This is a genomic window from Streptomyces sp. ISL-12 (assembly GCF_018614415.1).
GTDB lineage: Bacteria > Actinomycetota > Actinomycetes > Streptomycetales > Streptomycetaceae > Streptomyces.
Genome location: NZ_JAGGOO010000149.1, coordinates 12,294 through 32,509, shown reverse-complemented (window position 1 = coordinate 32,509; position 20,216 = coordinate 12,294). Strand labels below are relative to the sequence as shown.

Sequence of the window (20,216 nt, the reverse complement as noted above, 5' to 3'; positions counted from 1 at the left end):
AACGACAGGCCCTAGGGGCGCAGGGAACTGTGCGACCAGCCCTCACGGCCCGCACCCGGCAACGCACCCAACGGCCCCCGTCGCTACCCCTGCGCCGCCAACTTCCCCAGCAGCGCGTGCAACGGCTCCTCAGCCCGCCGCCGGTACTCCTGCACCGACCACCCGTTGCCGTCCGGGTCCTTGAAGTACAGGAACGTCGCCCCGTCGTCCGGTGCGTACCGCACCGGCTCGGAGACCTCCAGGCCCCGCCCGGACAGCTCCGCGTGCGCCGCCTCGATGTCGGCGACGCACAGCTGGAGGCCCTGGTACGAGCCCGGCGCCGGCCGCGCGCCACCGGCCATCTCCCAGATGCTGTCGCCCAGCGCGATCGAACAGCCCGAGCCCGGCGGAGTCAGCTGCACGATCCGCATGCCCGGCATGACCTCCGTGTCGATGTCGACGTGGAAGCCGACCTTGTCCCGGTAGAAGTCCCGGGCGCGGTCGATGTCGCTGACGGGCAGCGGGATCACTTCGAGGGTCATGTCCATGGTGCGGCTCCCTTCGGACGGCTTCCGTCCACCCAAGCGGATGGCCGAGCCGGGCGCCACCCCGTCGGCCGGGTGTCCGGTTAGGCTCTGGCCAGGACGACCTTGATCCGACAGGAGGCCGGGGATGACGGCGCCGGGGCGCAGGAGCAGTACCTTCACGCGACTGCTGCGGCACGGCTTCACGGATGCCTCGGCCGCCGAGCGGCTGCTGGACAGCGTGGAGCTGACGCCGGTCCGCGACGACCCGGTGCTCCTCGACGCCCTCGGCGCCACCGCTGACCCCGACCTCGCGCTGCACGGCCTGGTCCGGCTCCTGGAGGCGCAGCCCGAGCCCGCCGCGCGCCGGGAACTGCTGGGCACGCTCACCGCGTCCAAGCCGCTGCGCGACCGGCTGCTCGGTGTGCTGGGCGCCTCCGAGGCGCTCGGCGACCATCTCGTCCGGCACACCGGGGACTGGCGGGCGCTGGTCACGTACGAACCGCGTGACCTGCACCCGGGGGTGGCGGAGTTCGAGCAGTGCCTGGGCGGGGCCGACGACCCGGTCTCGCTGCGGGTCGCCTACCGGCGCTGTCTGCTGTCGCTGGCCGCCCGTGACGTGTGCGGCACCATCGACGTCGCCGAGACCGCCGCCGAACTGGCCGACCTCGCCACCGCCACCCTGCGCGCCGCGCTGCGGATCGCGGCGGCCGCCGCGCCCGAGGACGCCGGGCTGTGCCGGCTCGCGGTGATCGCGATGGGCAAGTGCGGGGGCCACGAGCTGAATTACGTGTCCGACGTCGACGTCATCTTCGTGGGCGAGCCGGTGGAGGGGGCCGACGAGACGGCGGCGGTACGGGCCGCGACACGGCTCGCGTCCCACCTCATGCGGATCTGCTCGGAGACCACGGTGGAGGGCTCCATCTGGCCCGTCGACGCCAATCTGCGCCCCGAGGGCCGCAACGGCCCGCTGGTGCGCACGCTCAGCAGCCACCTCGCCTACTACCAGCGCTGGGCCAAGACCTGGGAGTTCCAGGCGCTGCTCAAGGCCCGGCCGGTGGCCGGGGACCTCGCGCTGGGGGAGGAGTACGTCGCCGCGCTCCAGCCGCTGGTGTGGCAGGCCGCCGAGCGGGAGAACTTCGTCGGTGACGTGCAGCAGATGCGGCGCAGGGTGATCGAGAACATCCCCGTCGCCGAGGTCGACCGGCAGTTGAAGCTGGGGCCGGGCGGGCTGCGGGACGTCGAGTTCGCGGTGCAGTTGCTGCAACTGGTGCACGGGCGGGCCGACGCGTCGCTGCGCAGCGGTACGACGCTGGACGCGCTGAAGGCGCTGGCGGCGGGCGGGTACGTGGGGCGGGTGGACGCGGCTCAGCTGGACGAGGCGTACCGGTTCCTGCGGTCGATGGAGCACCGTATCCAGTTGCACAGGCTGCGGCGGACGCATCTCGTGCCCGAGGACGAGGCCGATCTGCGGCGCATCGGACGGTCGCTGGGGCTGCGCACCGACCCGGTCGCCACGCTGCTGCGGGAGTGGCGGCGACACGCGGCGGTGGTGCGGCGGCTGCACGAGAAACTGTTCTACCGGCCGCTCCTTGACGCGGTGGCCGCGCTGGCGCCGGGAGAGGCGCGGCTGAGCGCCGAGGCGGCGCGGGAGCGGCTGGTCGCGCTCGGGTACGCCGATCCGGGCGCCGCGCTCCGGCACTTGGAGGCGCTGGCGTCGGGCGTGACGCGCAAGGCGGCGATCCAGCGGACGCTGCTGCCGGTGCTGCTGGGGTGGTTCGCGGACTCGGCGGACCCGGACACCGGGCTGCTCAACTTCCGGAAGGTGTCGGACGCGCTCGGGAACACGCCCTGGTACCTGCGGCTGCTGCGGGACGAGGGCGCGGCGGCGGAGAACCTCGCGCGGGTGCTGTCCGCCGGGCGGCTCGCCCCCGACCTGCTGATGCGGGCGCCCGAGGCGGTCGCGCTGCTCGGCGACGGGGACGGCGGGAGCGGTGGGCACGGCAGAGGGCTCGCTCCGCGCGGGCGGGAGCAACTGGAGGCGGAGATCTTCGCGGCGGTCGGGCGCGCGGAGGGGGCCGTACAGGGGGTGACGGCGGCGCGCGGGGTACGGCGGCGGGAGCTGTTCCGTACGGCGGCGGCGGACATCGTGGCGTCGTACGGGACCGAGGCGCAGCCCGTGGTGGCCGATCCCGGGGCGCTGGTGGACCGGGTGGGCGCGGCGGTGTCGGACCTGACGGCGGCGACGCTGGCGGGGACGCTGCGGGCGGTGGTGCGGGAAGGGTGGGGCGATGAGCTGCCGACCCGGTTCGCGATCATCGGAATGGGGCGGTTCGGGGGGCACGAGCTGGGCTACGGGTCGGACGCGGACGTGCTGTTCGTGCACGAGCCGAGGGACGGGGTCGGGGAGCGGGAGGCGGGGGAGGCCGCGAACCGGGTCGTGGCGGAGATGCGACGGCTGTTGCAGGTGCCGAGCGCGGACCCGCCGCTGGTCGTGGACGCGGATCTGCGGCCGGAGGGGAAGTCCGGGCCGATGGTGCGGACGCTCGGGTCGTACGCGGCGTACTACCGGCGCTGGTCGCTGGTGTGGGAGTCGCACGCGCTGCTGCGGGCGGAGGTGGTGGCGGGCGACGCGGATCTGGGGCGGCGGTTCCTGGAACTGGTCGATCCGCTGCGGTACCCGGCGCGGGGGCTGGACGAGGACGCGGTACGGGAGATCCGGCGGCTGAAGGCGCGGATGGAGTCGGAGCGGCTGCCGCGCGGGGCGGACCCGAAACTGCACGTCAAGCTGGGGCCGGGCGGACTGTCGGACGTGGAGTGGACCGTGCAGCTGGCGCAGTTGCGGCACGGGCACGAGGTGGCGGGGCTGCGGACGACGCGGACCCGGGCGGCGCTGGTCGCCGCGCGCGAGGCGGGGCTGGTGGGCGAGTCGGACGCCCGCATCCTGGACGAGGCGTGGGTGCTGGCGACGCGGGTGCGGAACGCGGTGATGCTGGTGCGGGGAAGGGCCGGGGACACCTTCCCGAGCGAGAGCCGGGAGCTGGCGGCGGTGGGGCGGTACCTGGGGTACGGGGACGGTCACGTCGGCGACATGCTGGACGCGTACCGCCGCACGGCACGGCGGGCCCGGGGGGTTGTGGAGACGCTGTTCTACGGGGGGTGACGCCGGGGGCCGCGGGCGGGCCGGGGGCGCGAAGGTACAGCGAGCCCGGCCGTCAGCCCGTCAGTCCGCGGGCAATCGTGCCTCCCCCAGTGCCTGAACGGCCTGGGAGGTACCCCCAGGGGCGATGGGGGTCCCCCGCTCGGGCGAAGCCGGGAGTGGGGGAGGGCGGGCGCGGGCGGCACCCCGTCAGCGCCGGGCCGCGCGACCCACCCGCCCCGCGCTCAGCCAAGGGCGCCTTCCCGTACCGTCCCCGCCACCCCCGAAGGGCCCCGGCACCCGAGGCAACGCATACGGCACCCTCCCGTACCACGCGGCAGCGACCACGTACCCGAAGCCCAGACACACCGCACCCCCCACCGCGTCCAGCCAGAAGTGGTTGGCCGTCGCGACGATGACCACCAGCGTGGCCGCCGGGTACAGCAGCCCCAGCACCCGCACCCACGGCACGGACGCCAGCGCGAAGATCGTCAGCCCGCACCACAGCGACCACCCGATGTGCATCGACGGCATCGCGGCGTACTGGTTGGACATGTTCTTCAGGTCGCCGGAGGCCATCGACCCCCAGGTCTCGTGGACCATGACGGTGTCTATGAAGCCGCCGCCGTTCATCAGCCGGGGCGGGGCGAGCGGGTACAGGTAGTAGCCGGCCAGCGCGACCCCCGTCGTCGCGAACAGGACGAGCCGGGTCGCCGCGTAGCGGCCGGGATGGCGGCGGAAGAGCCAGACCAGCACCCCGAGGGTGACCACGAAGTGCAGGGTCGCGTAGTAGTAGTTCATGCCGACGATCAGCCAAGTAACCGAGTTCACGGCATGGTTGACCGACTGCTCGACGGCGATGCCGAGTTGGTGTTCCAGCCGCCAGATCCAGTCGGCGTTGCGCAGCGCCTGACCGCGCTGTTCGGGCACCGCGTTGCGCACGAGCGAGTACAGCCAGTAACTGACCGCGATCAGGAGGATCTCGAACCACAGGCGAGGCCGGCGCGGGGCGCGCAGGCGGTGCCGGAGGGACTGCCGCGTCGCGTCCGTGACCTGCTGCGGAACAGCCTCATCTCGGCTTTCCGTTGTCGTCACGGTCGTGTCACCCATAGGCACAGAGTCTGCCAGATAAGCCTTCGCCTACCGATCATCCCTCCGTCGGGTTCTGGACGCATGTTCTACAACGGCCGGAGGGTGGCCGGTCCCCCCTGAGGAGGACTCAGTCGCGTCGGCGCCCCTGAGGGGCCGAGGCCGTCGAGCCGCGGACCACCAGCTCCGGCATGAACACGAACTCGCTGTGCGGGGCCGGGGTCCCGCCGATCTCCTCCAGCAGGGTGCGTACGGCGGCCTGTCCCATCGCCGGGACCGGCTTGCGGACCGTGGTGAGGGGCGGGTCGGTGAAGGCGATCAGCGGGGAGTCGTCGAAGCCGACCACCGAGACGTCCTTGGGGACGTCCAGGCCGCGCTGCCGTGCCGCGCGTATCGCGCCGAGCGCCATCATGTCGCTGGCGCACACCACCGCCGTGCAGTCCCGTTCGATCAGGGCCAAGGCGGCTGCCTGGCCGCCCTCCAGGGTGTAGAGGGAGTGCTGGATCAGTTCTGTCTCGATCTGGTCGGCGGGCAGGCCCAGGAGGTCCTGCACGGCGCGGACGAACCCCTCTATCTTGCGCTGGACCGGCACGAAGCGTTTGGGACCCAGGGCCAGGCCGATGCGGGTGTGGCCCAGGGAGGCCAGGTGCGTGACGGCCAGGTTCATCGCCGCGCGGTCGTCGGGGGAGATGAACGGGGCCTGGACCTTCGGGGAGAAACCGTCGACCAGGACGAACGGCACGCCCTGCGCGCGCAGGCGTTCGTAGCGCTGCATGTCGGCGTTGGTGTCGGCGTGCAGGCCGGAGACGTAGATGATGCCGGCCACCCCGCGGTCGACCAGCATCTCCGTCAGCTCGTCCTCCGTGGAGCCGCCGGGGGTCTGGGTGGCGAGGACCGGGGTGTACCCCTGCCGGGTCAGCGCCTGGCCGATGACCTGGGCGAGCGCCGGGAAGATGGGGTTCTCCAGCTCCGGGGTGATCAGACCCACCAGGCCCTCGCTGCGCTGGCGCAGGCGTACGGGGCGCTCGTAGCCCAGGACGTCCAGGGCGGCCAGTACGGACTGGCGGGTGGTGGCGGCGACGCCCGGCTTGCCGTTGAGGACGCGGCTGACGGTCGCTTCGCTCACCCCCGCCTGGGCGGCGATGTCGGCAAGCCGTGTGGTCACAGGGGTGGACTGTACCGGGCGGTGCGCTGCTTGCCCACCGATCGGCCGCCGTGGGCGACTTGTCGGACGCCCCCGCGCGGGCTGCTGCGTCATCGCGCTCCCTCAAGAAATTGACGGCAAGAACTTGCAGAGTCTTGCACAACCGGCCCCAGAGCGGTCGACCCCCGGAAACAAGCGTCTCACGACGGTCGCCGACAGGTCACACCCGGATAACGTCGGCGGCGTCTTGCACTTTTTTTCTGCAAGGTCTTTCGGAACGCTTTCATCGCTGTTACGTTCACGTCGCCCGGCGGCGGCAGCAACGACGCAGTCGGCAAGTCGACAGGAGCGGCGGACGGGACCCCTCCTGCACTCACGGGCTTTCACCCTCAAGGAGAACTCATGCGGCGTGGCATAGCGGCCACCGCGCTGGTGGCGTCCTTCGCCCTCGCGGCGACGGCCTGCGGCGGGAGCGACAGCGGCGACTCGGCCGACGGACCGGTGACCATCACCTACTGGGACACCTCCAACGCGACCAACGAGGCGCCGACGTACAAGGCCCTGGTCAAGGAGTTCGAGGCCGCCAACAAGGACATCAAGGTCAACTTCGTCAACGTCCCCTTCGACCAGGCGCAGAACAAGTTCGACACCGCCGCCGGCGCCTCGGGCGCCCCGGACGTGCTGCGCACGGACGTCGGCTGGACCGCCGCCTTCGCCAAGAAGGGCTTCTTCCTGCCGCTGGACGGCACCGAGGCCCTCGCCGACCAGGACAAGTTCCAGAGCAGCCTGATCGAGCAGGCCACGTACGAGGGCAAGGTGTACGGCGTCCCGCTGGTCACCGACACGCTCGCGCTGGTCTACAACAAGGCCCTGTTCGAGAAGGCCGGCGTCGACGTCCCCAAGACCTGGGACGACCTGAAGAAGGCCGCCGCCACCATCAAGGAGAAGACCGGGGTCGACGGGTACCAGGGCTCCACCGCCGGGTACTACGGCCAGCCGTTCCTCTTCGGCGAGGGCACCGACCTCGTCGACACCGAGGGCAAGAAGATCACCGTCACCTCCGCCGCGGCGAAGAAGGCGTACCAGACCTGGCTGGGCCTGTTCGACGGCAAGGGCCTGGGCAAGGCCGACGTGACCGCCGACGCCTACGCCCACAAGCAGGACGCCTTCGTCAACGGCGAGGTCGCCGCGATCATCGAGGGCCCCTGGGAGATCACCAACTTCTACAAGGGCTCCGCCTTCAAGGACAAGGAGAACCTGGGGATCGCGACCGTCCCGGCCGGCTCCACGGGCGAGGCGGGGGCTCCCACCGGCGGCCACAACCTCTCCGTCTACGCCGGTTCGGACGCGGCGCACCAGAAGGCGGCCCTGAAGTTCGTGAACTTCATGACCTCCGCGAAGGCGCAGGAGACCACCGCGCTGAAGAACTCCACGCTGCCCACCCGGGACGACGCGTACACGGAGAAGGTGAAGGCCGACCCGGGCATCACCGGCTACCAGACCGTCCTGTCCAGCGCCCGGCCGCGCCCGGCACTGCCCGAGTACAGCTCCCTGCTGACCCCGCTCGACGACGAACTGCCCCTGATCGCCAGCGGCAAGAAGTCCCTGGACGACGGGCTGGGCGACATCGAGACGGCGTTCACCAAGCTGGTGCCCGACTTCAGCAAGTGAGCCGGCCCCGGTGGCCGCCGGAGTCCCGCCCCGGGGGGGGAGCGGGGCCCGGCGGCCACCGGCCCAAGCCCCAGATCTTGACCCGCAGGATTCCGAGAAGGTCGTCGAACCATGACAGTCGCCATCGACCGCGCCACCGGCAAGCGCCGCGGTGACCGCACGCCGCGGCCCGGGCTGGGCACGCGTCTGAAGCACGGATACCAGAGACACTGGTACGCCTACGCCATGATCGCCCCGGTCGTGATCGTCCTCGGCGTCCTGGTGCTCTACCCGCTCGCCTACGGCTTCTACCTCACCCTCACCGACGCGAACAGCCTCAACTCCGCGCGCACCATCGGCGTCAACGAGATCGAGGCGACGTACAAGTTCGTCGGGCTCGACAACTACGCCGACATCCTGTGGGGCGAGACGGCCTACGACCGCTTCTGGTCGCACTTCGTCTGGACGGTCGTCTGGACGGCCGCCTGCGTCACCCTGCACTACTGCATCGGCCTGGGCCTGGCCCTGCTGCTCAACCAGAAGAACCTGCGCGGACGCACCTTCTACCGGCTGATCCTGGTCCTGCCCTGGGCCGTGCCGACCTTCGTGACGGTCTTCGGCTGGCGGTTCATGCTCGCCGACTCCGGCATCATCAACTCCGCCCTGGAGTCGCTGCACCTGCCGACGCCCCTGTGGCTGGAGGACACCTTCTGGCAGCGGTTCGCCGCGATCATGGTCAACACCTGGTGCGGGGTGCCGTTCATGATGGTCTCGCTCCTCGGCGGGCTCCAGTCGATCGACTCCTCGCTGTACGAGGCCGCCGAGATGGACGGCGCCAACGCCTGGCAGCGCTTCCGGCACGTGACGCTGCCGGGTCTGCGGTCGGTCAGCTCCACCGTCGTCCTGCTGGGCGTCATCTGGACCTTCAACCAGTTCGCCATCATCTTCCTGCTCTTCGGCAACACCGCGCCGGACGCGCAGATCCTGGTCACCTGGGCCTACCAGCTCGGCTTCGGGCAGCAGCCGCGCGAGTTCGCGCAGTCCGCCGCCTACGGCATCCTGCTGCTGGCCGTCCTGATCGTCTTCACCTCCTTCTACCGCCGCTGGCTGAACCGCGATGAGCAGCAGCTCGCGATCTGAGGCATCCACCATGACCACCACCACCGTCACCACCCCGGCGACCGGTCCGGCGGAGCAGGCCGACGCTCCTCGCAGCGCGGTGCGGCGCGGCCGGCGTGGCACGGGCAACGCCCTCGCCTCGCACGCCGTCCTGATCGTCGCCTCCCTGATCGCCCTCTTCCCCATCGCCTGGCTGGTCTTCCTCTCCCTCGGCCCGGACAAGGACGACTACCTCCACCCCGGCGAGATCTGGGGGAAGATGACGTTCGACAACTACGCGTTCGTCCTCCAGCACACCAACTTCTGGGAGTGGCTGAAGAGTTCGCTGATCGTGTCGCTCGGCACCACGGTCATCGGCGTCCTGGTCGCCGCGACGACCGGGTACGCGGTCTCCCGGATGCGCTTCCCCGGGTACCGGAAGCTGATGTGGGTGCTGCTGCTGACGCAGATGTTCCCCATCGCCGTACTCATCGTGCCGATGTACCAGATCCTCTCCGAGCTGCGACTGATCGACAGCTACCTGGGCCTGGTCCTCGTCTACTGCTCGACCGCGGTGCCGTACTGCGCCTGGCTGCTCAAGGGCTACTTCGACACCATCCCGTTCGAGATCGACGAGGCGGGCCGCGTCGACGGGCTGTCGCCGTTCGGCACGTTCTTCCGGCTGATCCTGCCGCTGGCCCGGCCGGGCCTGGCGGTGGCCGGCTTCTACAGCTTCATCACGGCGTTCGGCGAGGTCGCCTTCGCCTCCACGTTCATGCTGTCCGACACCAAGTACACCTTCGCCGTCGGACTGCAGAGCTTCGTCAGCGAGCACGACGCGCAGCGCAACCTGATGGCCGCCACCGCCGTGCTGATCGCGATACCGGTGTCGGCCTTCTTCTACCTCGTGCAGAAGAACCTGGTGACCGGCCTCACGGCGGGCGGCACGAAGGGCTGAGTCCCTCCCTCGTACGGGTGGCGGTCGCGGTGTGTCCGTCCGACCCCGCAGCACCCGCGACCGCCTCCCTCCCGCCCACGCTTCCCTGTACCCGTTACGCAGCAAGGACGACATGAGCCAGCAGCACTCCGCAGCCCAGGCCCCGACTCCCCGGACCGCATCGGCCGTCGCCACCGCCACCCGGCGCCGCGACTGGTGGCGGGACGCGGTGATCTACCAGGTGTACCCGCGCAGCTTCGCCGACAGCGACGGCGACGGCATGGGCGACCTGGAAGGCGTCCGCACCCGTCTGCCCTACCTCCGCGACCTCGGCGTGGACGCGGTGTGGCTCAGCCCCTTCTACGCCTCGCCGCAGGCCGACGCCGGCTACGACGTGGCCGACTACCGGGCCGTCGACCCGATGTTCGGCACCCTCCTGGACGCCGACGCCCTGATCCGCGACGCCCACGAACTGGGCCTGCGCATCATCGTCGACCTGGTCCCCAACCACTCCTCCGACCAGCACGAGTGGTTCAAGCGCGCCCTGGCGGAAGGCCCCGGCTCCCCGTGCCGCGACCGCTACCACTTCCGCCCCGGCAAGGGCGAGAACGGCGAACTGCCGCCCAACGACTGGGAGTCCATCTTCGGCGGCCCGGCGTGGACGCGGGTCGAGGACGGTGAGTGGTACCTCCACCTCTTCGCCCCCGAGCAGCCCGACTTCAACTGGGAGCACCCGGCGGTCGGCGACGAGTTCCGCTCGATCCTGCGCTTCTGGCTGGACATGGGCGTCGACGGCTTCCGCATCGACGTCGCCCACGGCCTGGTGAAGGCGGAGGGCCTGCCGGACCTCGGGGACCACGACCAGCTGAAGCTGCTGGGCAACGATGTCATGCCGTTCTTCGACCAGGACGGCGTCCACGAGATCTACCGCCAGTGGCGGCGCATCCTGGACGAGTACTCCGGAGAGCGCATCTTCGTCGCGGAAGCCTGGACCCCGACCGTCGAGCGCACCGCGCACTACGTCCGCCCCGACGAGCTGCACCAGGCGTTCAACTTCCAGTACCTGAGCACCCACTGGGACGCCGGCGAACTGCGCGGCGTCATCGACCGCACCCTGGACGCGATGCGCCCGGTCGGCGCCCCCTCCACCTGGGTCCTCTCCAACCACGACGTCACCCGCCACACCACCCGCTTCGCCAACCCGGCGGGCCTGGGCACCCAGATCCGCCTGCCCGGCGACCGCGAACTGGGCCTTAAGCGGGCGCGGGCCGCCACCTTGCTCATGCTGGCCCTCCCCGGCTCCGCCTACGTCTACCAGGGCGAGGAACTCGGCCTCCCCGACGTCACCGACCTCCCCGACGAGGTCCGCCAGGACCCCGCCTACTTCCGCGGCGCCGGCCAGGACGGCTTCCGCGACGGCTGCCGGGTGCCGATCCCCTGGACCCGCACGGGATCGTCGTACGGCTTCGGCGCCGGCGGCAGCTGGCTCCCGCAGCCCGAGGGCTGGGGCGAGCTGAGCGTGGAGGCGCAGACCGGCGTCCCCGGCTCCACCCTGGAGCTGTACCGCACGGCCCTGTCCGTCCGCCGCGACCAGCCCGACCTGGGCGCGGGCGACGCGGTGGAGTGGCTGCGGGCACCCGAGGGCGTCCTCGCCTTCCGGCGGGGCGAGTTCGTGTGCGTCGCCAACACGACCGGCGAGTCGGTCACGGTGCCGGTGCACGGGCGCGTGCTGCTCTCCAGCGGCGAGGTGACCGAGGCCGACGGTGAGGCGAAGGTGCCGGGGGACACGACGGTGTGGTGGACGACGGGCTGACCGCCCGCCCTGCCCGAGGGCCCGCCGCTTCCTGGAACCTTGCCCGGGAGCGGCGGGCCCTCGGCGCACCCCGGTGGTGTCATGCGGCGGGCACTCCGCTGCGAAGACAGCGGGGCCGGCCATCTTTCGACGAGGTGGACCTTGAGCTGGTCCCGAACTTCACCGGGACTGTTCGGACACGACCGGCTACGACTGCGCGATCGTCTTCACCGACATCGGGCTCGGGTCGTGTACCCGTCGTCGGAGAACGTGAGCAGGTGGGGGGCGAATGTCAGGAGGGCGCTCAAATGAGTGAGGGGAGGACAGTGGGCTGGGAAATGTTCACGTTCTTCGTGGCTGGTGTGGTGGCCGGGTGGGGTGGCTGCTGGAGCCCGAAGCGTGTCCGCTTCGCGGAGTTGTCCGACGAGGCGGTGTCCGCCCTGCCCGACGGCGAACTGTCCGAGGCGGGCAGGAGGGCCGCCGGTCCGCGCCATACGCGATGGATGGCGCGGCAAGCGGTCGTCGGTGACGAGGATCGCGTCCGTGGCGTACCCCCGATACGACCGAACTACCGTCCCCGTCTTGCGGAATCCGGCGCCCTGATCAGCTGCACCACCCGGCGGCACCCCGGCGGGACGCCGTCTCGACTCGCCGAGGACGTGCTGCCCGGCATCGTGAAGAAGCGGTGAGCCGACCGCTGCGGGTCGCCACCGTCGGCACCATCCTGTGGGCGCTGACCGGCTGCGGCGGCGACTCCAAGCCGTGCTCGCTGCTCGACCTCATCCCCCAGGTCGCCGTGACCTGGCAGGCCGGCGCGCTGTCCTACGACGAGGACTCCGTCTATCGGCTGTGTGTGGCCGAGCACTGCGGAAGCGGTGCGCCGCTCCGCTTCGGCGACCAGCTGCGGGTCAGCCTGACCCTGCCGGACAGCTACGACGAACCACGCGCTCACGTTCGCCTCGAACTGTCCGGCGGCGGAACTGACACGACCGCTCTGAAGGCATCCCGCACGATCACCCTGCGGCAGACCAAGGAGGGCTGCGACCAGGCCCTGACCGGGGCACTCCGGCTGACCGCCGAGGGGGAACTGGAGGAACGGACCTGAGTCGAGCCGGCGCCCCGTTCACCCCTGGCGCGGGAGACTAGTTCTCGGTCAGGGGCCCGCTTCTGCGGTTCAGCTAGCGCGCCCTGGCGGCCAGCTCGTTCGCGCCGCTCTCGCGCAGGACCGCCGCCATCTTCCGCGCGGTACTCGGGTTGCAGCGCCCGAGATCCACCAAGGGCGGCAGATACTCGCCGGCGAGTGACACGGCGTCCAGCCCCAGCGACGGCAGCAGCACGCCCGCGTCCGCCAGTGCGCGAGCCAGTTCGTCTCTCGCCGCCTCGGCGTCCTGAACGCGCGCTGTGCGGGTTTCAGGTTCCGTACGGGCGGTGCCCCTTCTGTGCGGTGGTCGTGCTTTTCGGCACCGAGCACAACGGTGCCGTCCGGCCCTGCCTGGGCTCGGCAGTCTGGGCCCTGCGGACGACGGGGAGCTTCGCGGAGGCGGTCCGCGCGGCGATCGACCTCGGCGGTGACACGGACACCGTCGCCGCGGTCACCGGAGGGCTCGCGGGCGCCCGCGACGGCCTGGACGCGATCCCCGCCCGCTGGACCGAGCCCCTGCACGTCCCCCTGCCGGGGTTCGGCGGCCGGGTGCTGCGGGCGGACGACCTGACCCGGTTCGCGTCACGCCTCGTGGCCGCCGCGAGCTGACCGCCCGCGGCAACTTCCGCACGACGCCTCCCCTTTCGATGATCGAAGCTTTAACATCTGCGTCACCGCAAGGTTTCAGAAACCTTGCAGCAAGAGCCTTCAACGAAGAAGGGCCCCCACATGGCACGCAGATCCCTCCTCTTCGGTGCAGCCACCCTCGCCGCGGCTGCCCTTGTCATGAACCCGACCGCAGCCGGTCCCGCGCAGGCGTCCCCGCCCGGCACCAAGGACGTCACCGCCGTCCTCTTCGAGTGGAACTTCGCCTCGGTCGCCAAGGAGTGCACCAACACCCTCGGTCCCGCCGGCTACGGCTACGTGCAGGTCTCCCCGCCCGCCGAGCACATACAGGGGTCCCAGTGGTGGACCTCGTACCAGCCGGTCAGCTACAAGATCGCCGGGCGGCTCGGTGACCGGGCCGCGTTCCAGTCCATGGTGAACACCTGCCACGCGGCCGGCGTGAAGGTCGTCGCCGACGCCGTCGTCAACCACATGTCCGCGGGCAGCGGCACCGGCACCGGCGGATCGGCGTACACGAAGTACAACTACCCCGGGCTGTACTCGTCCTACGACTTCGACGACTGCACCGCGCAGATCAGCAACTACACCGACCGCGCCAACGTGCAGAACTGCGAGCTGGTCGGCCTCGCCGACCTCGACACCGGCGAGAGCTATGTGCGCGGTGCGATCGCCGGGTACCTCAACGACCTGCTCTCCCTCGGTGTCGACGGCTTCCGGATCGACGCCGCCAAGCACATCCCGGCCGCCGACCTCGCGAACATCAAGTCGCGGCTCAGCAACCCGTCCGTCTACTGGAAGCAGGAGGTCATCTACGGCAGCGGGGAGGCCGTCCAGCCGACCGAGTACACGGGCAACGGGGACGTCCAGGAGTTCCGCTACGCCTACGACCTCAAGCGCGTCTTCAACAACGAGAACCTCGCCTACCTGAAGAACTACGGCGAGGGCTGGGGGTACATGAGCAGCGGCGTCTCCGGTGTCTTCGTCGACAACCACGACACCGAGCGCAACGGCTCCACCCTCAGCTACAAGGACAACGCCAACTACACCCTCGCCAACGTCTTCATGCTGGCCTGGCCCTACGGGGCGCCGGACGTCAACAGCGGGTACGAGTGGTCCAGCACGGACGCCGGGCCGCCCGACAACGGCCAGGTCAACGCCTGCTGGCAGGACGGCTGGAAGTGCCAGCACGCCTGGCCGGAGATCAAGTCGATGGTGGCCTTCCGCAACGCCGTGCGCGGGGAGTCCGTCACCAACTGGTGGGACAACGGGGGCGACGCCATCGCCTTCGGGCGCGGTGCCAAGGGGTACGTCGCCATCAACCACGAGGGCGCGTCGCTGACCCGGACGTACCAGACGTCCCTGTCCGCCGGCACGTACTGCGACGTCCAGAGCAACACGACGGTGACCGTGAACGGCTCCGGCCAGTTCGCCGCCACCCTCGGCGCCAACACCGCGCTGGCGCTGTACGCGGGCAAGTCGAGCTGCTGAACCGACGCCCGGCGCAAGGGTCGTGAAATGTCTTTCCGTTACTTTCACGACCCTTGCTGCAACCCTTGCGGCGAGGTTACCGTCTCGCCGGGGTCGGACCCTCGAACGAGCCGCCGTCAGCAAGGAGTTCCACCGGTGATACCGAGACGCCCGGCGCCGGGCAGGCGCCGCACCACCCGCGTGCCACGGACCATGCCCCGCATCGCCCCCCGGGTCGCGGCCGTCACCGTCGCCGCCCTCGCGGCGGCGCTGGTCCAGCCCCTCGCCACGACAGCCGCGACCGCCGCGAGCCCGCCACCACCCCCGTCGGACGCCCGGCTCGCGAAGACGGCCGCCCGCCACGACCTCACCCGCGAGCAGTTCTACTTCGTCCTGCCGGACCGTTTCGCCAACGGTGACACCGGCAACGACAAGGGCGGCCTCACCGGTTCCCGCCTCAGCACCGGTTACGACCCCACCGACAAGGGCTTCTACCAGGGCGGCGACCTCAAGGGCCTGACCCGGAAGCTCGACTACATCAAGGACCTGGGCACCACCGCCATCTGGATGGCGCCCCTCTTCAAGAACCGGCCCGTACAGGGCACGGGGGCCGACGCGTCCGCCGGGTACCACGGGTACTGGATCACCGACTTCACCCAGGTCGACCCGCACTTCGGGACCAACAAGGACCTGGAGAACCTCATCGCCAAGGCGCACGCCAAGGGCATGAAGGTCTTCTTCGACGTCATCACCAACCACACCGCCGACGTCGTCGACCACGAGGAGCAGTCCCACGACTACCTCTCCAAGGGCGCCTTCCCCTATCTGACGAAGGACGGCGAGCCCTTCGACGACGCCGACTACGCGGACGGGTCCGGCACCTTCCCCAAGACCGACGCCGACTCCTTCCCGTACACGCCGAAGGTCACGAGCGCCACCGCCAAGGTCCCCTCCTGGCTCAACGACCCCACGATGTACCACAACCGCGGCGACTCCACCTGGGCCGGCGAGTCCGCCACCTACGGCGACTTCAACGGCCTGGACGACCTGTGGACCGAGCGGCCCGAGGTCGTCACCGGCATGGAGAAGATCTACCAGCGCTGGGTGCGGGACTTCGACATCGACGGCTTCCGGATCGACACCGTCAAGCACGTGGACATGGAGTTCTGGACCCAGTGGGCCACCGCCCTCGACGCGTACGCGGCGAAGAAGGGCCGCGACGACTTCTTCATGTTCGGTGAGGTCTACTCCGCCGACACCGCCGTCACCTCCCCGTACGTCACCCAGGGCCGCCTCGACGCCACCCTCGACTTCCCCTTCCAGGACGCGGCCCGCGCCTACGCCTCCCAGGGCGGCAGCGCCCGGAAGCTGGCGTCGGTCTTCGCGGACGACTACACGTACACGACCGGCACCGCGAACGCGTACGAACAGGTCACCTTCCTCGGCAACCACGACATGGGCCGCATCGGCTCCTTCCTGAAGCAGGACGACCCGGACGCCACCGACGCCGAACTGCTGAAGAAGGCGAAGCTCGCCAACGAGCTGATGTTCCTCAGCCGCGGCAACCCGGTCGTCTACTACGGCGACGAACAGGGCTTCACCGGCGCGGGCGGCGACAAGGACGCCCGCCAGACGATGTTCGCCTCCCGCACCGCCGACTACCTCGACGACGACCGGATCGGCACCGACCGCACCCACGCCGAGGACGCCTACGACCCGCAGGCGCCCCTCTACGAGCAGATCAGCGCGCTCGCCAAGCTCCGCAAGGCCCACCCGGCGCTCACCGACGGCGTCCAGACCGAGCGGTACGCCGCCGACGGCGCCGGTGTCTACGCCGTCTCCCGCACGGACGCCACCACCGGCACCGAGTACGTCGTCGCCTTCAACAACGCCGGCGAGGAGAAGACGGCCACCTTCGCCACCGGCTCGGCGGACATGCGCTTCGACTCCGTCCACGGGAGCGAGCAGCACCTCACCTCGGACGCCGACGCGAAGCTCACCGTCACCGTCCCGGCCGGCTCGGCGGTCGTCCTCAAGGCGGCGGGCAGGCTCGCCGCCCCCGCCACCAAGCCGACGATCACCCTCGACGCCCCCGACCCCGGCGCCACCGGCACCGTGGAGCTGACGGCCGATGTCGACGGCGGGCAGCTCAACCGCGTCGTCTTCGCCGCCCAGACCGGCAACGGCACGTGGCGCACCCTCGGCTCCGCCGACCACGCTCCCTACAAGGTCACCGACACCCTCGCCGAGGACACCCCCGCCGGGACCGCCCTGCGCTACAAGGCGGTCGTCATCGACTCGGCCGGCCGCACCGCGAGCGCCACGGCCGCCTCCACCACCGGCACCCCGCCGGCCGAGGAACCCCCCACCGCCGCCTCCCGCGACTACGCGGTCGTCCACTACCGGCGCGAGGACGGGAACTACGACGACTGGGACCTGTACGCCTGGGGCGACCTCGCCGACGGCGAGGCGACCACCTGGCCGGCCGGCCACCCCTTCACCGGCCGGGACGCCTACGGCGCCTTCGCCTACGTCAAGCTGAAGCCCGGCGCCTCGAACGTCTCCTTCCTCGTCGTCGACCAGGACGGGACCAAGGACGTCGACGCCGACCGCACCATCGACGTCACCAGGACCGGTGAGGTCTGGATCGAGCAGGGCGACGAGACCGTCACCACCGAGCGGCCCGAGTACCCGGCGCAGGACACCACCAAGGCCGTCCTGCACTACCACCGTGCCGACGGCGACTACGACGGCTGGGGACTGCACGTCTGGTCGGGTGCCGCGCAGCCCACCGACTGGTCGGAGCCGCTCCAGCCGGTGAAGACTGACTCCTATGGCGCGGTCTTCGAGGTACCGCTCACCGAGGGTGCCGGCAGTCTCAGCTACATCCTGCACAACGGCGACGAGAAGGACCTCCCCACCGACCAGGCCCTCGACCTCAAGGCGAACGGCCACGAGGTGTGGCTGGTGAGCGGTGAGGAGAAGTACCTGCTGCCGCAGCCGGCGGGATCGGCCGCGGCCGTCGACCTGACCACGTCCGAGGCGGTCTGGATCGACCGGGACACCGTCGCCTGGACCGGCTCCGGCGCCGCCGCCTCCACCCAGCTGCGGTACTCCCGCACCGGCTCCATCGCGGCCGAGAACGGCGCCCTGACCAGCACCGACGAGCGGTGGCTGCGGCTGACGAAGACCACTCTCACCGACGCCCAGAAGGCGACGTACCCGCACCTGAAGGAGTACACCGCCTGGTCCGTCGACCCCCGCGACCGCGGCCGGGTCCGCGAGGCCCTGCGCGGGCAGGCCGTCGCCTCCCAGCTGGCGGCCAACGGCGCGGTGCTCGCGGCGACCGGCGTCCAGATCGCCGGAGCCCTGGACGACCTCTACCCCGGTGCCACGGAGGCCGGCCTCGGCCCGGTCTTCGACCGCGAGGGCCGCCCCACCCTCTCCGTCTGGGCCCCGACCGCCCAGAGCGTCTCCCTGGAGCTGGACGGCAAGCTGAAGGCCATGCACCGGGACGACCGGACCGGCGTCTGGTCCGTCACCGGCCCGAAGTCCTGGAAGAACAAGCCGTACCGGTACGTGGTGAAGGTCTGGGCGCCCGACGCGGGCGAGGTCGTCACCAACCAGGTCACCGACCCGTACGCGGTCGCTCTGACCACCGACTCCGAGCGCAGCCTCGTCGTCGACCTCGCGGACGAGTCCCTGGCCCCCCGCGGCTGGACTACGTACGAGAAACCGGCCGCCGTCCCCCTGCGCGACGCCCAGATCCAGGAGCTGCACGTCCGGGACTTCTCCGTCGAGGACAGGACGGCGACGAACCCCGGCACCTACCTGGCCTTCACCGACCGGGACAGTGACGGATCGAAGCACCTGCGGGAGCTGGCGGAGGCGGGCACCTCGTACGTGCACCTGCTGCCGGCGTTCGACATCGCCACGATCCCCGAGAAGAGGTCCGACCAGGCCACCGTCGACTGCGACCTCGCCGCCCTGCCCGCCGACTCGGCGAAGCAGCAGGAGTGCGTGGCGAAGGCGGCGGCGAAGGACGCCTACAACTGGGGCTACGACCCGTACCACTACACGGTCCCCGAGGGCTCCTACGCCACCGACCCGGACGGTACGGCCCGTACGGTCGAGTTCCGGAAGATGGTCAAGGCGCTCAACGAGGACGGTCTGCGGGTCGTCATGGACGTCGTCTACAACCACACGGCGGCGAGCGGCCAGGCAAAGACCAGCGTCCTGGACCGGATCGTGCCGGGCTACTACCAGCGGCTGCTCGCCGACGGCTCGGTGGCCAACAGCACCTGCTGCGCCAACACGGCCACCGAGAACGCCATGATGGGCAAGCTCGTCGTCGACTCGGTCGTCACCTGGGCCAAGCAGTACAAGGTCGACGGCTTCCGCTTCGACCTGATGGGCCACCACCCGAAGGCCAACATCCTGGCGGTCCGCAAGGCCCTCGACGCCCTCACCCTGGAGAAGGACGGCGTCGACGGCAAGAAGATCATCCTGTACGGGGAAGGCTGGAACTTCGGCGAGGTCGCCGACGACGCCCGTTTCGTCCAGGCCACGCAGCGGAACATGGCCGGCACCGGCATCGCCACCTTCTCCGACCGCGCCCGCGACGCCGTGCGCGGCGGCGGCCCCTTCGACGAGGACCCCGGCGTGCAGGGCTTCGCCTCCGGCCTCTACACCGACCCCAACGGCTCCACCAGCAACGGAACCGAGGCCGAGCAGAAGGCCCGCCTCCTCCACTACCAGGACCTGATCAAGGTCGGGCTGACCGGCAACCTCGCCGACTACACCTTCACCGACTCCGGCGGCCGGGAGGTCAAGGGCTCCGACGTCGACTACAACGGCGCCCCCGCCGGATACGCCGCGGCCCCCGGCGACGCCCTCGCCTACGCCGACGCCCACGACAACGAGTCCCTGTTCGACGCGCTCGCCTACAAGCTGCCGACGGGCACGTCCGCCGACGACCGGGCCCGGATGCAGGTCCTCGCGATGGCGACCGCCGCCCTCTCCCAGGGGCCCGCGCTCTCCCAGGCCGGCACCGACCTGCTGCGCTCCAAGTCCCTGGACCGCAACTCCTACGACAGCGGCGACTGGTTCAACGCCATTCACTGGAACTGCGCCGACGGCAACGGCTTCGGGCGCGGTCTGCCGATGGCCGCCGACAACGAGGCCAAGTGGCCGTACGCCGAGCCGCTGCTCACCGCGGTCCGGGTCGGCTGCCCGCAGATCCAGGCCGCCTCGGCGGCCTACCGGGACCTGCTGAGGATCCGTACGACGGAGCGGGCGTTCTCCCTCGCCACCACCGAGCAGGTGCAGTCGGCGCTCGCCTTCCCGCTGTCCGGCACGGGCGACGAGACCCCCGGCGTGATCACCATGACCCTCGGTGACCTCGTCGTCGTCTTCAACGCCACCCCGGAGAGCCAGGAACAGCGGATCGCCGCGGCGGCCGGCACCGGCTACCGGCTGCACCCGGTGCAGGCGGCCGGGTCCGACGCGGTCGTGCAGCGGGCGTCGTACGCCGAGGGCACGTTCACCGTCCCCGGCCGTACCGTGGCCGTCTTCACCCGGGCCGGCTGACCGGTACTGCGGTTAGGGTGCTCCTGATCCGGACCCCTCG

13 protein-coding genes and 1 pseudogene are annotated in these 20,216 nt (G+C 70.8%); 10 read left to right on the top strand and 4 right to left on the bottom strand.

Annotated elements, in window-relative coordinates; all coding sequences use genetic code 11:
- Positions 1–83 precede the first annotated feature (83 nt).
- Complete coding sequence (locus J7I94_RS33700; protein WP_215173427.1) at positions 84–527, bottom strand: VOC family protein; 444 nt, start codon at positions 525–527, stop codon at positions 84–86.
- A 124-nt stretch (positions 528–651) separates the two neighbouring features.
- Here J7I94_RS33700 and J7I94_RS33695 point away from each other — a divergent pair, with 124 nt between their 5' ends.
- Positions 652–3,666 carry a bifunctional [glutamine synthetase] adenylyltransferase/[glutamine synthetase]-adenylyl-L-tyrosine phosphorylase gene (locus J7I94_RS33695; protein WP_215173425.1) on the top strand — a complete coding sequence of 1,005 codons (3,015 nt, stop codon included), beginning with the start codon at positions 652–654 and terminating at the stop codon, positions 3,664–3,666.
- A 186-nt stretch (positions 3,667–3,852) separates the two neighbouring features.
- Here the strand turns inward: J7I94_RS33695 and J7I94_RS33690 are convergent, their stop codons facing one another.
- Together J7I94_RS33690 and J7I94_RS33685 are read right to left on the bottom strand one after the other, a co-directional pair.
- Complete coding sequence (locus J7I94_RS33690) at positions 3,853–4,752, bottom strand: phosphatase PAP2 family protein (protein ID WP_215173423.1); 900 nt, start codon at positions 4,750–4,752, stop codon at positions 3,853–3,855.
- Positions 4,753–4,861: 109 nt separating this feature from the next.
- Complete coding sequence (locus J7I94_RS33685) at positions 4,862–5,896, bottom strand: LacI family DNA-binding transcriptional regulator (protein ID WP_308114814.1); 1,035 nt, start codon at positions 5,894–5,896, stop codon at positions 4,862–4,864.
- Between the two features lie 381 nt (positions 5,897–6,277).
- Between J7I94_RS33685 and J7I94_RS33680 the strand changes: the two genes are divergently transcribed.
- From J7I94_RS33680 to J7I94_RS33655, 6 genes are all read left to right on the top strand, one after another.
- The gene (locus J7I94_RS33680) at positions 6,278–7,546 is read left to right on the top strand and encodes an extracellular solute-binding protein (RefSeq protein ID WP_215173419.1); all 1,269 of its coding nucleotides are present in this window, start codon (positions 6,278–6,280) and stop codon (positions 7,544–7,546) included.
- A 111-nt stretch (positions 7,547–7,657) separates the two neighbouring features.
- Positions 7,658–8,665: a carbohydrate ABC transporter permease gene (locus J7I94_RS33675; RefSeq protein ID WP_215173417.1), complete on the top strand. Its 1,008-nt coding sequence runs from the start codon at positions 7,658–7,660 to the stop codon at positions 8,663–8,665.
- Between the two features lie 10 nt (positions 8,666–8,675).
- Positions 8,676–9,581: a sugar ABC transporter permease gene (locus tag J7I94_RS33670; protein WP_215173415.1), complete on the top strand. Its 906-nt coding sequence runs from the start codon at positions 8,676–8,678 to the stop codon at positions 9,579–9,581.
- A gap of 112 nt (positions 9,582–9,693) precedes the next feature.
- Positions 9,694–11,373 (top strand): glycoside hydrolase family 13 protein, encoded by a 1,680-nt coding sequence (locus J7I94_RS33665; protein ID WP_215173413.1) that lies wholly within the window; start codon positions 9,694–9,696, stop codon positions 11,371–11,373.
- Positions 11,374–11,690: 317 nt separating this feature from the next.
- Positions 11,691–12,041: a hypothetical protein gene (locus J7I94_RS33660; protein WP_215173411.1), complete on the top strand. Its 351-nt coding sequence runs from the start codon at positions 11,691–11,693 to the stop codon at positions 12,039–12,041.
- Positions 12,038–12,457 carry a hypothetical protein gene (locus J7I94_RS33655; protein ID WP_215173409.1) on the top strand — a complete coding sequence of 140 codons (420 nt, stop codon included), beginning with the start codon at positions 12,038–12,040 and terminating at the stop codon, positions 12,455–12,457. Before J7I94_RS33660 ends, J7I94_RS33655 begins: the two co-directional genes overlap by 4 nt.
- Positions 12,458–12,530: 73 nt before the next feature.
- On the opposite strand, the gene J7I94_RS33650 is transcribed toward J7I94_RS33655, so the two are convergent.
- Positions 12,531–12,689 carry a hypothetical protein gene (locus J7I94_RS33650; RefSeq protein WP_306522692.1) on the bottom strand — a complete coding sequence of 53 codons (159 nt, stop codon included), beginning with the start codon at positions 12,687–12,689 and terminating at the stop codon, positions 12,531–12,533.
- Between the two features lie 125 nt (positions 12,690–12,814).
- Between J7I94_RS33650 and J7I94_RS33645 the strand changes: the two are divergent.
- From J7I94_RS33645 to pulA, 3 genes and pseudogenes are all read left to right on the top strand, one after another.
- Positions 12,815–13,102: pseudogene (locus J7I94_RS33645) on the top strand (ADP-ribosylglycohydrolase family protein); the annotation flags it as partial.
- A 120-nt stretch (positions 13,103–13,222) separates the two neighbouring features.
- A complete protein-coding gene (locus J7I94_RS33640; RefSeq protein ID WP_215173407.1) occupies positions 13,223–14,608 on the top strand; it encodes an alpha-amylase family protein in 1,386 nt (461 codons plus the stop codon).
- Between the two features lie 135 nt (positions 14,609–14,743).
- Entirely contained in the window at positions 14,744–20,176 is a 5,433-nt protein-coding gene (gene pulA / locus J7I94_RS33635) for a pullulanase-type alpha-1,6-glucosidase (protein WP_215173406.1), read from the top strand.
- The last annotated feature ends 40 nt before the right edge of the window (positions 20,177–20,216 follow it).